Genomic DNA, 13,474 nt, shown 5'->3' on the forward strand with positions numbered 1-13,474 from the left:
CGTCCCCGGGTACGCGCACCCGGGCGTCGGTCCCAGGTCAGAGGTCCCGGGCGGGTGCGGAGCGAGGGCTCGCTCCGCACCCGCCTACCATCCCGGACATGAAAGAACGAACGGCGCAGATGCGCTGGGAGGCCCGCACCCAGGGTCCGCTGCTGGTGCTCGCCGTGGTGTTCGGGCTCGCGTACGCGGTGCCGATCGTGCTGCCGGCCGCCCCCGCGTGGGTGCACCGGGGCTCCCAGCTCGTGGAGTGGACCGTGTGGATCGCCTTCGCCGGCGACTACCTGGTACGGCTGCGGCTGGCCCCGCACAAATGGCTCTTCGTGCGGAGGCATCCGCTGGACCTGCTCGCGGTGCTCCTGCCGCTGGTGCAGCCGCTGCGGCTGCTGCGGGTGGTCTCCACGCTCCTCCTGGTCGGACGACGGGCCCGGATGGCGCCGCAGATCACGCTCACCACCTATGTGGCCGGCGCGGTGGCCGGGCTGATGATGTTCGGCTCGCTCGCGGTGCTGGCCGTCGAGCGGGACGCCCCCGACGGGAACATCCGGACGCTGGGTGACGCCGTGTGGTGGTCGTTCACCACGATGACGACCGTCGGCTACGGCGACCATGCGCCGACCACCGGCCTGGGGCGGGTGCTCGCGGTCGGTCTGATGCTCTCGGGAATCGCGCTGCTCGGTGTGGTGACCGCCAACATCGCCGCCTGGTTCATCTCCCGCTTCGAGCGCGACGACGCCGAGGAGCGCCGCCAGACGGCCCTGCTGGAGGCCCTCACCCAGGAGGTCAGGGAACTGCGGGCGGAGGTCGCACGGCTGTCGGCGGCACCGGCGGCCGCGTCCGGACGCACCGCCGTGCCACCGCCTGGTTCTCCCCCTGGTTCCGCCACTGGTTCTCCCCACTAGTTCTCCCACACCTTGAACGCCCGTACCCGATAGGGGGTCTGGGGCACCCAGGTCCCGCCGCCCGGGTACGTCTCGAACTCACCGGTCTCCGCGCACTCGGCAGACTGGTAGGCGGTGACCGGGCGTCCGGTGCGGTTGGCGAGGGCCTGGGCGCCGGCGGCCGCCGGGAGCGGGACGCAGGACTCGATGTCGATGCCGGACAGCTCGTGGACGTGGCGTGTCCCGGTGAAGCCCGGCTTCGCCCAGAGGCACAGTTCGCCGGGGCCGCAGCGGCCGAGACGCGGCTGCGGCGGCGCGGACCGCGCCGCCGCAGCCGGGGTGGCCGGAGAGGCAGGAGAGGCAGGAGAGGCCACGGTGGCCTGGGCAGCCGGGGCAGCCGGGGCAGCAGCGGAAGCCGGTGCCAGCAGGCACAGGGCAGCCAGTGCCGAGGTGCAGAGAACGGTCGTACGCATGAGATTCAACCCCCGTGTCGGTGTGCCGGCAGGCGCCCGTACGGATTCCCGGACCGGTCCGTGCGAGTCGGGCCGGCCGGTGTCCGGGATCTCCGTCAGGGATCACCTGTCCGCACCCTGACCGGTGGCACGGGCGTGCCGGAAGACCCGCCGGGCCGGTTCACCCTGATAGGGGACGGCCGCTGCGGGGGCCGGCGGAGGGGAAGGCGGGCGGTTTCAGGAGGTGGCACACGTGCGGCCGGTGATCACTTCCAGGTCGTACCGGCCGCCTTCGGGGTCCGACTCGATCCTGACCACGCGGATCTGGCCTCGGGCCTCGCAGTACTTGCCGGTTCCTCCGGTGATGGCGATGAAGTAGGGGGGTTCCGGGTCGCGTGTGGCGTGCTGCCAGGTGATCTCGCCGTCCTCGAGGACATAGGACCCGTAGCAGGTGACGGTCGCGGGGGTGGAGTCGGCCTCGACGCAGTTGGTCGTGACGAAGCCGACGTACTCGCCTTTCCGGTCCAGCAGGTCGGCGGTGACGTGGGGGAAATCTCCCTGGGAGTCGGTGGTGGTGAGGGTGAACTTCTTCACCCGGTCCTTGTCGTGACCGGTGTCCGCCTGGACCGGGGGCGCGGTGAGCACGGCGGGGACGAGGGCCAGCGCGCACAGCGGCAGCGCGAGTGAGGTCTTCATGAGGGTGTCCGTTCTGCCGGAGGGGGACGTTCCGTGAGTGATCCAACGTGGAGCCGGGCCGTTCTTCCTGCTGGGCGCGGCCGGACGGGTGGGCCCCGTCACCCACCGGACAGTGAGCGCCGCGCACACGGGGAGTAGTCGTACGCCTGTCCGTGTGCCTCCGGACGCGTGATCTCCCTCACGGTCGCCGTGACCTCTCTCACGGTCGCCCCGAGCGCCCCCGGGCTGCGCCTAGGCTGTCCCCTCAGTGACTGCTTCGCACCCCTCCCCCACACCGAACGTCCGGCGCACCCTCCTCGCTCTCGCCGTGGTGTTCGTGCTGCTCGCGACCACCGGATGGACCGCCGTGCGGCAGCAGAACGGCCCCGTCGAAACCCGGGCGGCAGCGCTGACCGCGTGGAAGCAGGCCGTCATCGGGCACCGCGCGCTGCCGGACCCGGAGTCGCCCCCCGGTGTGCTGGCCCGGTTCTTCTCCTCCCTCGAAGCCGGGCAGGCGGCCTCCCTGGCGGACCGGCATCCGCTCGTCGTGGGCAATCTCAACGGCGCGCCGGTGACACTGCGCTACCGCGCCAACCGGATCGCGCTCGCCCAGGAGCGTCAGGTGGAGCAGTGGCGGGCGAGCGACGGGAGGCTCTCCGCCGCCGGGCGCGGCGAGGCGAGCCGGCGCGTGCACCGGTACGAGTCACTGCTGCGGCCCGGGCGCCAGATCCTCGCCTTCGACCCGACCGGGAAGGGCCGGGTCGCCGAGGTGTTCGGCGACCTCGACCGGGCCCGGCGCGTGTCCGTGATCGTCCCCGGCGTCGACACCGACGTCCTGACCTTCGAGCGGAGCAAGCGCAGGTACTCCGCCCCGGTGGGCATGGCCCAGTCGCTGTACACGGCGGAGCGCGCCGCCGCCCCTGCCGTGCGTACGGCCGTGATCGCCTGGGCCGACTACACCTCGCCCTCGGGTGTCGGGCTCGACGCCTCCACCGGACGGCTCGCCGCCGGCGGCGCGGACCGCCTGGTCGCCCTGACGGGGGCACTGCCCGGCCGGTCCGAGGTGTCGCTCTTCTGCCACAGCTACGGCTCGGTGGTCTGCGGCGTCGCCGCGCGCGAACTGCCCCGGCGGGTCCGCGACATGGCGGTCGCCGGCAGTCCGGGCATGCGCGCGGAGAACGCCGCCGGGCTGGGCACGGACGCGCGCGTGTGGGCGATGCGGGACGCCGGCGACTGGATCAAGGACGTCCCGTACCTGAAGGTCGGCGGGCTCGGCCACGGCGCCGACCCGGTGGCCCCGGGCTTCGGTGCGCGGGTGCTGTCGGCGGCGGGAGCCCTCGGCCACACCGGGTACTTCGAGCCGGGTACGGAGAGCCTCAGCAACTTCGCCGAGATAGGGGTCGGTTCGTACCGGACGGTCAGCTGCGAGGACGGCAACTCCGGGTGCCGCAGGGGAATTTACGGTGCGGAAGTGTCCTGACGCGCGTAGATCACTGTGGCGAGGTGCATATGACCGTCCTGTTCACGGGGGCGACGCGCGGGCGCACGCCGCATACGATGAGGCGCATGGGTGATGTGCTGGCCGGAATACATGCCACCTGGGAGTTCGAACCGGACTCCGTGCTCATCCGCTTCACTCGGGGGAACCGCGGTACGCCGAAGCTGTTCCAGGTGCTGGACGAACGGCGCATCCCCCTCGAAGCGCTCGAGTCGGTGACCGTCTGCCCGGGGAAACGCGGCACCGTGGTGCTCCACGCGGTGCCGAGAGCGGGCGCCGATCCGCTGATGGACGCGGCGGCGGGACAGCTGAAGGAAGCCGCGGACCCGTACCGGCTGGTGCTGCCCGCGGAGCGCGGGACACTCGCCGAGTACTACGCCGACGAACTGCGCGCCGTGCTGCCGGGTCCGGCCACCGGACCCGCGGCCCGCTGCCTGGTCCCCTCCGTCGGTGCGCCGCTGCGGTTCAAGGCGTACGACGGCAAGGCCGTGTTCGACGGGGAGAAGGTGTCCTTCCGCTGGTCCTGGACCGGTGCCTCGTCCGCGAAGTGGAAGGCCGGCGACCAGAGTTACACCGTCTCCGAGCTGGCCGGGGTCGAGTGGCGCTCCCCCGAGGCCCTCGACGGCCATCTGCGCCTGCTGTTCCGCGGCGGCGCCCCGGGCGGGGCCGGGGAACGGCCGGCGCAGGCCGACCAGGACCCGGCGGCGGTCGTCTTCGGCCTCGGCTACGGACCGGTGCACGAGTCGCTGCCGTTCGCGGCGGCGGTCCTGGAGGCGGCCCGCGAGGCCGCGCCCGCGCTGCCGGCCGCGGCGGCGCCCCCGCGCGACCCGGCAGGCGTCGCGGAGCGGATACGCCACCTCGGCGAGCTGCACAGCGCGGGGCTGGTCACGGACGAGGAGTTCCGCAACAAGAAGGCCGAGCTCCTCGCGGAGTTGTAGGGGTTGCCGCGGTCGCAGAGGTTCCCGCAGTCGTGGACGTCCCGGGGGCCGGGCGAACCGTGCGGGGCGCCACACCCGGGCGCAGCGCCCCGCACGGACGGGCGTCCCGCACGGACGGGCGCCCCCGGGGACACCGCGCCCGAGGGCTCCTGGTGCGGGCTTCCGGTGCGGGCGCTACTCGCGGGAGTCCGACGTCGAGGACATGTCCGGGTACCTGTCTCCCACCACCTGCCCCGCGATCGGCTCCAGCAGGGCCAGTTCGTCCTGCGTGAGCGTGATCCGGGTGGCCGCGACGTTCTCCTCCAGGCGGCCGCGGCTGCGGGTGCCCGGGATCGGGACGACCGGCAGACCGTGGACCTCGGCCCGCTGCTGGACCCAGGCGAGGGCGATCTGCGCCAGTGTCGCACCGTGGGCGGCGGCGATCTTGCGGACGGGCTCCAGCAGTGCCGCGTTCGCCGCGGCGGCGTCGCCGGTGAAGCGCACCTGGTGGCGCCGGAAGTCGTTCTCGGGAAGTTCCGCCGCGTCCGCGAACGCGCCGGTGAGGAAGCCCCGGCCGAGCGGCGAGTACGGCACCAGGGCCACCCCCAGCCCGGCTGCCGCGCCCACCGCGCTCCGCTCGACGGAGCGGCTGAACAGGGACCACTCCGACTGCAGCGCGGCGATGGGGTGGACGGCGTGCGCCTCGCGCAGTTCCGCGCCGGTGACCTCGCTGAGTCCGAGGTGGCGGACCTTGCCCGCCCGCACCAGCTCCGCCATCGCGCCGACGGACTCGGCGAGCGGCACCGCGGGGTCGCGACGGTGCATGTAGTAGAGGTCGATCACGTCCACGCCCAGGCGGCGGAGGCTGGCGTCCACCGCCCCGCGGATGTACGCGGGGTCGTTGCTGATGCCGCGGAAGGACGCGTCGGCGGCGTCCCGGACGACGGAGAACTTCGTGGCGAGGGTGATCTCGTCGCGGTGCGCCGCCAGGAAGGGCCGGAGGAACTCCTCGTTGGCGCCGTTCCCGTACATGTCGGCCGTGTCGAGGAGGGTGACACCGGCCTCCAGCGCCGCCTCCAGTGTGTCGCGTGCCGCCGCCTCGTCGGTGTCACCGTAGAACTCGCTCATGCCCATGCAGCCGAGCCCCTGCACTCCGACCTCGGGGCCTTCGGTGCCGAGCCGTACCTTGTCGATCCTGCGCTCCGTCATCGGGACTCAGGCCCTCTCCGGCGCCCGCCGGGCGCCCGCATAGAAGTCGATCTTGTAGTCCAGCACGGCGAGCGTGTCCTGGAGTTCGGCGATCCGCGCGCGGACGTCGCGCCTCGTCGACTCCAGCAGCTCCCGCCGCTGTTCGTGGGTGTGGTCGCCCTCCCGCGCCAGCTCGGCGTAGCGCACCATGTCCGCCACCGGCATCCCGGTCCGCCGGAGCTTGCCGACGAAGGTCAGCCAGTCCAGGTCGCGGTTGCCGAAGCGCCGCTGCCCGGTGTGCGAGCGGTCGACGCGCGGCATCAGGCCGATCCGCTCGTACCAGCGCAGGGTGTGCACGCTCAGCCCGGTCAGGGCGGCGACCTCGCTGATGGTGTAGTGGTCCTGCCCGTCGGGTCGGGTGTGCGCGGGTGGCGCCGCTGAGCAGCCGTCGGCCGTCGCGGATGTGGTCTCCAGCACCGTCATGGCCCCCACGCTAGAAGGTTCGAGTGCACTCGAGGCAAGGGAGAATCCGGTGGTCCCGCGCCGGGCGGGCCGTTGCCCTTCCCCGGGATGGGCCCGGCACGCCTCGCGCTCCCCGACGACGCCGCAGAGCCGGTACGCGCACGTTCCGCGATGCTCCGGTCGACGGCACGGCACAGCGCGGGACGGCACAGCACGGCACAGCACGGGACGGCACGGGACGGCACGGGACAGCACGGCAAAGACTCCAGGCGGGCTACCCGCGCGCCTGCGTGGCGGGCGCCGGGAAGAGATCCACCCGCGCCGGTCTGGCGGGCCCACCCGCGCGCGGGTGGCGGGACCGCCCGGCCGGTTCCGGGAGCGCGGAGTGCGGAGTGCGGAGCGCGGAGTGCGGAGTGCGGAGTGCGGAGTGCGGAGTGCGCAGGACCGACCCGCGGGCGAGCCCCGAGGTTGAGCCCCGGTACGCCTCCCCGGGCTTCGTACGGACCCCCGATCCCGCGATGCGGCTCACCCTCTAGGCTCGTGCCCATGCAGAGCCTGGAGTCGATCGAGAACTGGCCCGTCCCCACCGCGGCCGCCGCCGTCGTGCGCGCGGACGGCACCGTCGCCGGGGCCCACGGCCCCACGGGACACCGCTTCCCGCTGGCCTCCGTCACCAAGCCGCTCGCGGCCTACGCCGCGCTCGTCGCGTACGAGGAGGGCGCGGTGGAGCTGGACGAGCCCGCCGGGCCCGACGGCTCCACCGTGCGGCACCTGCTGGCGCACACCAGCGGGCTCGCTTTCGACGAGCACCGCGTCACCGCTCCTCCCGGAACCCGCCGGCTGTACTCCAACGCCGGTTTCGAGGTGCTCGGCGACCACATCGCGAAGGCCACCGGCATCCCGTTCGCGGAGTATCTGCGCCAGGGCGTGCTGGAGCCGCTGGGCATGTCGTCGACGTCGCTCGACGGCTCGCCCGCGAAGGACGGCGTCTCGACGGTCGACGACCTCGTGCGCTTCGCGGCCGAGGTGCAGGCCCCGCGGCTGCTCGACCCCAGGACCGTCCTGGAGGCGATGTCGGTCGTGCATCCCGGCCTGTCGGGTGTCCTGCCCGGTTACGGCCACCAGAAGCCGAACGACTGGGGGCTCGGCTTCGAGATCCGCGACGGCAAGCGCCCGCACTGGACCGGCGCCGCGTCCTCGCCCCGCACCTTCGGCCACTTCGGCCAGTCCGGCACCTTCCTGTGGATCGACCCGGACGCCGGCGCCGCGTGCGTGGCGCTGACCGACCGCGCCTTCGGGCCCTGGGCGGTCGAGGCCTGGCCGCCGTTCACCGACGCGGTGCTCGCCGAACTGCGCCGCTGGTCGGCGGCTTGACGCAGTCGACGACGCACCACGTGCTGGCGGCCGCCACGGCCCCGTCGCCGTACGGTGCGGCCGGTGGTCGGTCAGGGCTCCTCTGCGTGCGGGCCGGTGCCGGTGGCCGGTCTGCTGGTGGCGAGCCAGGAGCGCGCGGGTCCGGCAGCCGTCTCGGTGTCGACGGTGAGGTGGAGCCGTGTGCCGCCGCCCGGCGTGGGGTAGCTGCGCTGCTCCGTTCCCGCGAAGCAGCGGCGGATCACTTCGGCGACCGTGCGGGCGGCCTCGGGCGTGGCGGCGACGATACGGACTTCGGCGTGTCCTGCCTGCGGCAGGGGCTCGTTCTCGACGGGGTGCACGACGGCGGGTTCCCTTCGGGGCGAAGCGAGAGGCCGGTGACGGCAGGCCGCTCGCGGGGTCTCGTGAGCGGGCCCCTGCGAGCAGCCGGCCTGCCGGCAACAGGGGTCCTCGGGGTGAGCGGCAGGCGCGCCGAAAATCGTGGATCGGGGGTGCGGTCCGCCGCCCTGCCGGCAGTGGTGGTCATGGTGCGGACCTGTCCCCGGGCTGCCCATCGGCAGGCCGGATTCTCGCGTTCGCCGGAAATGACACCTGCGTGGGAGCTGGTGATCAACGTACTCCCGGTCTCCCAGCCTACGTCCGAGTGGTCCCCGGGGAGCCCGATACGGCAGTCGGCGTTCTGTTCCACGTCCACGTGTGTGGTGACGGGCGGGTGGACGGCAGCCGGGGGTACCGTGACATCGCGGCGCAGCCGTCCCGTCCACGGCCCGTCACCCGCGCGGGCGGGGGCGAGCAGCCCACCCGTAGACGGGCGGATCCATCATGGCCGACTCAGACATCCCGCACCCGTCCCCCGGGCTCCTGCCGGACGCGATCCACGCGGCGGTGCGTCCCGGCACGGCCCTGCTCAGGCTGGAGACCACACGCTCCCGGCAGGGCGTCCTCGACGGGGCGTGGTGGCCGCGCACCCGCGACGTGGCAAGGGAGGTCCCCGCGCTCGTGTCCGCCCTGGTCGAGCATCTCGGACCCGTCAGCCGTGTCGGTCTGGACGCCGGGGCGTGGAACGCCATCCCGACCCGGCTGGTCGTCGACGATCAGATCGTGCACCTCGACTCGTTTCCCGTCGGCGACGGCACCGTCCTGATCACCCGCGGCGACAGAGACCACTTCGCGCTGATGGTGGTGCCGCCGGACACCGAGCCCGATGCCGCCCGCGCGGCCATGGCCCGCGCGGTCCAGGCAGACAACGTCACGCAGGCCGCCGAGATCCTCGTCGCCGCGCTGCCGTCACCGATGACCGAACCGCAGGGGCCGGCATGACGGGGACGGCGGACATCCGCGAGTGGCGCTCCCCGGATGGTGCCGGACCCGAGCGGCCACGGAGTCGGGGTGCCGGCGGCCGCAGACGCCGGCACCGGCGAACCGGCCACGGTACGTGTCGGCCTGCCCGATCCGGCACGGCCTCGCGTGCGTCCCCGCGCAGGAGGGCCACCGGGCCCCTCGCCGGCCAGGGCGGATCGGCCCGGTCGTAGCGGACGGCGCGGGTGCGGGTGCGGAGGCGAAGCCCGGTGGACGTCGTGGGCAGCGCGAACTCGCTTCGCACCGAGGCGTCACCGCCGTCGCGGGTGGGCGGGGAATGTTCGGTCGTGTGCGTGCTGTTCATGTGGAACCTTCCTCGATACGGCACAGATCCCGGAATTCCCCGCCGCGAACGAGCGGTGTGGGGAATTCCGATACGGCGCCGAATGGGGCATGAAAGCCGAGCCGACCGACGATGTGACTGCCGATCGCAAGCATGAGGGCGGAGCTGAGGCAAGGGCATGAAATCCGGGTCGCCCACTGCGCGGGTGGTAACACGGATCCGGCGGATCCGGCGCATACCGTTCTGCGGTGATGCCGTGGGAAACACGTGCAGTTGGGGCCCGCACCCCGAAGGATGCGGGCCCCAGCTACGTCTTGCGCCTCAGTGTCAGGCGGGAACGATGTTCTCGGCCGTCGGGCCCTTCTGCCCCTGGGCGATGTCGAAGCTCACCTTCTGGCCCTCTTGCAGCTCACGGAAGCCCTGGGTGGCGATGTTCGAGTAGTGGGCGAACACGTCGGCGCCGCCACCGTCCTGCTCGATGAAGCCGAAACCCTTTTCCGCATTGAACCACTTCACGGTGCCAGTGGACATGGCATATCTCCTTTGGGGGTCATCGACATCCGCGCAGCGCGGATGCTCTGTGTCGCCGCGATGATTACCCCGCCGGAGAGTCCGGAGATAAAAAAGCATTCTCAGTGCCCCGGGGGCCACTGGAAACCTGAACTTTCGGGAACCACGACTGCAACTGAAAGCGAGGCTAGCACACTGCAGCGTCCGGCGCCGACGAAATACTGCCGCATTTACTGAACGGTAGAAATCCTTACTGCGCGGCCTCCCAAATTCTCATCCCGCCGGCACAGAAAAGGACCGGCCGTGACCGCCGCCCGGGACATTCACCGCTCAGGGCGGATATGGATGGTCCTGCCCGGCGCCGGGCTGCCGGGCTGCAGGTCGGCCTTCGGCGAAGTGGCGGACGCGGGCCGGCCCGGAGCCCAGGCGCACCGGGCACTCGGGGCACGCTCGCAGGAGGTGGAGGGACCGGGGGTGCCGACGGCGACGGTTCACCTCGCCGGGCGGCGCCGCCATGGGCGGGCGTCACGGCTGCCGCCGGGGCGGGACGTCGGCGGCACGGAGAGGGCAATCGCGGGGTGTCGGCAGGAGTGCCGCCAGCGGATACGCACGGATGGACGCGCGCCGGAAACGGCATTCGACTCAGAAGAAAATCTGTCACGGCCAAGGTAGACATGCGTCAGTTGCGGCGCTACTGTTGTGGGCGTACCCAGAAAGTCGATGTAGGCACGGCGGAGATCGAGCCGCGGTGCGAGCAGCAGAGGCACGACGTGCTCGTACCGCCGGCGCGGGCAGCGTCCCGCGCCGGCGGTACGAGCAACCGACTCAGGTGAGGAGCCGAACGCCATCAGGATCGCCCGGGTGAGGAAGGAACCCGCCCGGGTACCGCAGGCCCCGATTGGAAGGTGGTCCCCGGTCACGCATCCGCGATCCCCGCAGACTCGCCCGTCCGGGCAGGACCTGCGGACACACCGAGCCGGCCGCAGCCGGCTCCAGATGGTCTGAAAGCTCGGGGCCCGGGTGCCGTATTGGCACCCGGGCCCCCCGATGCGTCCCGGAAGAAGAGGTCTATGCCCCCTGGCAGTCCCCGCCCCGCCGACAATCTCGACGATGACGACTACCCCGCCTACACCATGGGCCGCGCGGCCGAGATGCTCGGCGCGACCCCTGCCTTCCTCCGCGCCCTGGGTGAGCATCGCCTGATCACTCCGCTCCGCTCCGAGGGCGGCCACCGGCGTTACTCGCGCTACCAGTTGCGCATCGCCGCCCGCGCCCGGGAACTCGTCGACCAGGGCACTCCCATCGAGGCCGCCTGCCGCATCGTCATCCTCGAGGACCAGCTCGAAGAAGCCCAGCGCCTCAACGAGCAACTGCGCGGCCGGGGCCACGAGTCGCGGTCGGGCGGCGCCGCCTGAAACGGAAACGCCGTCCATCGCTCGAAGCACTGCCTCATCAGGGTCCGCTCGGGCCTCAACGTGCAGCGTGGCGCTCTCCAGCCGAGGACCGGCCCCTCGTCCCGGGCACCAGCCGCCGGCATGTCGACCCGGCTCGGCCTCGGATCTCCGGCATCCGCCCGGCACCACGACCTCGCCGCCAGGCCGCAACGGATCCGAACCGGCGAGCCGCCCACCGGCTCGCAGTCCAGCGTGGTGCGCCCCGCCGCTGCTCGGCGGCCACCGCCGCGGCCGTGAGGGCGGGCCCACGGTCCGGTGGCGCGCCGGGCGTCGGCCGTCCCGGTCAGCCGGACAGCTCCCACATCAGCACCTCCGCGGGCGCTGCCGCGGCGAGTTCGAGGCCGTCGGCGTCCGTGATCCGGGCGGCGTCCCCGGGGCCGAGGGCCTCGCCGTCGATCCTGACGACGCCGCGGACGACATGGACGTAGACGAAGGGGGCGTCCGGCACGGCGGTCCGCTCGTCACCGGCGAGGCGGCGCACGTGCAGCATCGCCCCGGCCGCCGGGAGGGCGTAGGGCGTCGCGTCGGCGATACCGCGGACGATCTCGTACGACGGCTCGCCGCCCGGGTCCTTCGGTGCGAGCCACATCTGCACGAACGTGAGCGGTACGTCGGCGTCGTTGCGCTCGACGTGCCGCACCCCGCCCGCCGAGCCGAGCCGCTGGACGTCGCCGGGCCGTACGACGGTGGCATGGCCCGCGGAGTCCCGGTGGGTCAGCTCGCCGTCCACCACCCACGTCACGATCTCGGTGTGGCTGTGCGGGTGCTCGTCGAACCCGGCGCCGGGGGCGAGGCGCTCCTCGTTGCAGGCGATGACCGCGCCGAAGCGCAGGTTGTCGGGGTCGTAGAAGCGCCCGAACGAGAAGGCGTGCAGGGACTCGATACCGGCGGACGCGTCCCCTCCGCGGTAGCGCTCGCCGGCGCGCCGTATGGACATCACGCCTCCACCGTAGACGCCGTACCGGGCGGTCCGCGTCCCCGCGCCCGGCGCCCGGCGGCCGTCGCGCCCATGCCTCCCCGTTTCGCACCGACCCGCACCGTGCCGCCACGGGCCGCCCCGTGCCACACCGTCCCACCGGTTCCGCCCGCCGGCCCGCCCGGTTCCGCCCGCCGACCTCCCGGCGGATCCGGGGCCCCGTCCCGGACCCGCGTCTCCGCCGCGGCGCCCGGATAAGGCAGTCTTGTCCCCGTGCCCCATCCCGAACCGGCTCTGCCCCCGAACGCCGCCCATCCGCACTCCGCGACCCTGAAGCGCCTGGAGCAGTCGTCCGGGCGCCTCGCCGCGAACGCCATCGCGCGCATGGACGAGACGCTGCCGTGGTACCGGGCGATGCCCCCGGAGAACCGGTCGTGGATCGGCCTGGTCGCCCAGGCCGGAATCGCCGCGTTCACCGAGTGGTTCCGGCACCCCGAGACCCCGCAGGCGATCTCGACGGACGTCTTCGGCACGGCCCCGCGCGAACTGACCCGGGCGATCACCCTGCGCCAGACCGTGGAGATGGTCCGGACGACCATCGAGGTGATGGAGTCCGCGATCGAGGAGGTCGCCGCCCCGGGCGACGAGTCCGTACTGCGCGAGGCGCTGCTGGTGTACGCGCGGGAGATCGCCTTCGCGACCGCCCAGGTGTACGCGCAGGCCGCCGAGGCCCGCGGTGCCTGGGACGCCCGGCTGGAGTCGCTCGTGGTGAACGCCGTGCTGTCGGGCGAGGCCGACGAGGGGGCCGTCAGCCGGGCGGCGGCGCTCGGCTGGAACGCTCCGGAGCATGTGTGCGTGGTGCTCGGCACCGCGCCCGACGGCGACAGCGAGCTGACGGTGGACGCGATCCGGCGCGCCGCCCGGCACGCCAAGCTCCAGGTGCTGACCGGCGTGCTCGGCGACCGGCTCGTCGTGATCGCGGGCGGCAGCGACAACCCGCTGCAGGTGGCGAAGGCCCTGATCGGCCCGTACGCGGCCGGCCCGGTGGTCGCGGGCCCCGTCGTTCCGGACCTGCTGGCGGCGACGAGGTCGGCGCAGGCCGCGGCGGCCGGACTGAAGGCCTGCTCCGCGTGGCAGGACGCGCCCCGCCCGGTACTGGCGGATGATCTCCTTCCGGAGCGCGCGATCGCGGGTGATCCGTCCGCGCGGGAACAACTGGTGGAGGAGATCTACAGACCGCTGGAGGAGGCGGGCTCGGCCCTTCTGGAGACCCTGAGTGTGTATCTGGAGCAGGCAAGCAGTCTGGAGGGGGCGGCACGGATGCTGTTCGTGCACCCCAATACCGTCCGCTACCGGCTTCGACGTGTGACTGACGTCACCGGCTGGTCACCCTCCGATGTCCGTTCCGCATTCACTCTGCGGATCGCGCTCATCCTCGGGCGTCTGGTAGACGGCGATCAGCAACTCTAGGATTTTGTCGGACACCAACAATTCCCCTGACGGTTCTTGGT

General features: G+C 72.8%; 14 protein-coding genes. 7 read left to right on the plus strand and 7 right to left on the minus strand.

The genetic code is table 11. The features are described from left to right. The first annotated feature begins 98 nt into the window (after nt 1-98). A complete protein-coding gene (locus tag DDW44_RS06005; protein ID WP_244223971.1) occupies nt 99-899 on the plus strand; it encodes a potassium channel family protein in 801 nt (266 codons plus the stop codon). Here the strand turns inward: DDW44_RS06005 and DDW44_RS06010 are convergent. Both DDW44_RS06010 and DDW44_RS06015 read right to left on the minus strand, forming a co-directional pair. Next, a complete protein-coding gene (locus DDW44_RS06010) occupies nt 896-1,351 on the minus strand; it encodes a peptidase inhibitor family I36 protein (protein WP_108905775.1) in 456 nt (151 codons plus the stop codon). The two genes, DDW44_RS06005 and DDW44_RS06010, sit on opposite strands and share 4 nt — an antisense overlap. A 216-nt stretch (nt 1,352-1,567) precedes the next feature. Continuing rightward, on the minus strand, nt 1,568-2,026 hold the full coding sequence (locus tag DDW44_RS06015; protein ID WP_018892226.1) for a hypothetical protein: 459 nt from the start codon (nt 2,024-2,026) through the stop codon (nt 1,568-1,570). A 247-nt stretch (nt 2,027-2,273) separates the two neighbouring features. Between DDW44_RS06015 and DDW44_RS06020 the strand changes: the two genes are divergently transcribed. Continuing rightward, nucleotides 2,274-3,485, plus strand: a complete 1,212-nt coding sequence (locus DDW44_RS06020; protein ID WP_206307347.1) for an alpha/beta hydrolase — start codon at nt 2,274-2,276, stop codon at nt 3,483-3,485. A gap of 86 nt (nt 3,486-3,571) precedes the next feature. After that, nucleotides 3,572-4,441, plus strand: a complete 870-nt coding sequence (locus tag DDW44_RS06025; protein ID WP_108905777.1) for a DUF4429 domain-containing protein — start codon at nt 3,572-3,574, stop codon at nt 4,439-4,441. 174 nt (nt 4,442-4,615) lie between these two features. On the opposite strand, the gene DDW44_RS06030 is transcribed toward DDW44_RS06025, so the two are convergent. Beyond that, on the minus strand, nt 4,616-5,629 hold the full coding sequence (locus DDW44_RS06030; RefSeq protein ID WP_108905778.1) for an aldo/keto reductase: 1,014 nt from the start codon (nt 5,627-5,629) through the stop codon (nt 4,616-4,618). 6 nt (nt 5,630-5,635) lie between these two features. Beyond that, the gene (locus tag DDW44_RS06035; RefSeq protein ID WP_018892218.1) at nt 5,636-6,091 is read right to left on the minus strand and encodes a MerR family transcriptional regulator; all 456 of its coding nucleotides are present in this window, start codon (nt 6,089-6,091) and stop codon (nt 5,636-5,638) included. A gap of 525 nt (nt 6,092-6,616) precedes the next feature. On the opposite strand from DDW44_RS06035, the gene DDW44_RS06040 reads away from it, so the two are divergent. Beyond that, a complete protein-coding gene (locus tag DDW44_RS06040) occupies nt 6,617-7,444 on the plus strand; it encodes a serine hydrolase domain-containing protein (protein WP_108905779.1) in 828 nt (275 codons plus the stop codon). Nucleotides 7,445-7,515: 71 nt separating this feature from the next. On the opposite strand, the gene DDW44_RS06045 is transcribed toward DDW44_RS06040, so the two are convergent. Then, the gene (locus DDW44_RS06045; RefSeq protein WP_108905780.1) at nt 7,516-7,782 is read right to left on the minus strand and encodes a hypothetical protein; all 267 of its coding nucleotides are present in this window, start codon (nt 7,780-7,782) and stop codon (nt 7,516-7,518) included. Between the two features lie 481 nt (nt 7,783-8,263). Here DDW44_RS06045 and DDW44_RS06050 point away from each other — a divergent pair, with 481 nt between their 5' ends. Then, complete coding sequence (locus DDW44_RS06050) at nt 8,264-8,761, plus strand: DUF5994 family protein (RefSeq protein ID WP_108905781.1); 498 nt, start codon at nt 8,264-8,266, stop codon at nt 8,759-8,761. A 649-nt stretch (nt 8,762-9,410) separates the two neighbouring features. Here DDW44_RS06050 and DDW44_RS06060 read toward each other — a convergent pair. Further along, nucleotides 9,411-9,614, minus strand: coding sequence for a cold-shock protein (locus tag DDW44_RS06060; protein ID WP_017945083.1), 204 nt, complete (start codon nt 9,612-9,614; stop codon nt 9,411-9,413). Nucleotides 9,615-10,663: 1,049 nt separating this feature from the next. Here DDW44_RS06060 and DDW44_RS06065 point away from each other — a divergent pair. Then, a complete protein-coding gene (locus tag DDW44_RS06065) occupies nt 10,664-11,008 on the plus strand; it encodes a MerR family transcriptional regulator (protein WP_108905782.1) in 345 nt (114 codons plus the stop codon). A 322-nt stretch (nt 11,009-11,330) separates the two neighbouring features. On the opposite strand, the gene DDW44_RS06070 is transcribed toward DDW44_RS06065, so the two are convergent. Continuing rightward, nucleotides 11,331-11,984: a pirin family protein gene (locus DDW44_RS06070; protein ID WP_017945081.1), complete on the minus strand. Its 654-nt coding sequence runs from the start codon at nt 11,982-11,984 to the stop codon at nt 11,331-11,333. Between the two features lie 252 nt (nt 11,985-12,236). On the opposite strand from DDW44_RS06070, the gene DDW44_RS06075 reads away from it, so the two are divergent. Further along, a complete protein-coding gene (locus tag DDW44_RS06075) occupies nt 12,237-13,433 on the plus strand; it encodes a PucR family transcriptional regulator (RefSeq protein WP_017945080.1) in 1,197 nt (398 codons plus the stop codon). Nucleotides 13,434-13,474: the final 41 nt, after the last annotated feature.

The sequence above is a fragment of the Streptomyces tirandamycinicus genome (assembly GCF_003097515.1).
GTDB classification, from domain to species: Bacteria; Actinomycetota; Actinomycetes; order Streptomycetales; family Streptomycetaceae; genus Streptomyces; species Streptomyces tirandamycinicus.

What these genes read in the sequence shown, in the direction of transcription:
- DDW44_RS06005 (WP_244223971.1), top strand. Translation starts at nt 99, where the DNA reads ATGAAAGAACGAACGGCGCAGATGCGCTGGGAGGCCCGCACCCAGGGT.
- DDW44_RS06010 (WP_108905775.1), bottom strand. Translation starts at nt 1,351, where the DNA reads ATGCGTACGACCGTTCTCTGCACCTCGGCACTGGCTGCCCTGTGCCTG.
- DDW44_RS06015 (WP_018892226.1), bottom strand. Translation starts at nt 2,026, where the DNA reads ATGAAGACCTCACTCGCGCTGCCGCTGTGCGCGCTGGCCCTCGTCCCC.
- DDW44_RS06025 (WP_108905777.1), top strand. Translation starts at nt 3,572, where the DNA reads ATGGGTGATGTGCTGGCCGGAATACATGCCACCTGGGAGTTCGAACCG.
- DDW44_RS06030 (WP_108905778.1), bottom strand. Translation starts at nt 5,629, where the DNA reads ATGACGGAGCGCAGGATCGACAAGGTACGGCTCGGCACCGAAGGCCCC.
- DDW44_RS06035 (WP_018892218.1), bottom strand. Translation starts at nt 6,091, where the DNA reads ATGACGGTGCTGGAGACCACATCCGCGACGGCCGACGGCTGCTCAGCG.
- DDW44_RS06040 (WP_108905779.1), top strand. Translation starts at nt 6,617, where the DNA reads ATGCAGAGCCTGGAGTCGATCGAGAACTGGCCCGTCCCCACCGCGGCC.
- DDW44_RS06050 (WP_108905781.1), top strand. Translation starts at nt 8,264, where the DNA reads ATGGCCGACTCAGACATCCCGCACCCGTCCCCCGGGCTCCTGCCGGAC.
- DDW44_RS06060 (WP_017945083.1), bottom strand. Translation starts at nt 9,614, where the DNA reads ATGTCCACTGGCACCGTGAAGTGGTTCAATGCGGAAAAGGGTTTCGGC.
- DDW44_RS06065 (WP_108905782.1), top strand. Translation starts at nt 10,664, where the DNA reads ATGCCCCCTGGCAGTCCCCGCCCCGCCGACAATCTCGACGATGACGAC.
- DDW44_RS06070 (WP_017945081.1), bottom strand. Translation starts at nt 11,984, where the DNA reads ATGTCCATACGGCGCGCCGGCGAGCGCTACCGCGGAGGGGACGCGTCC.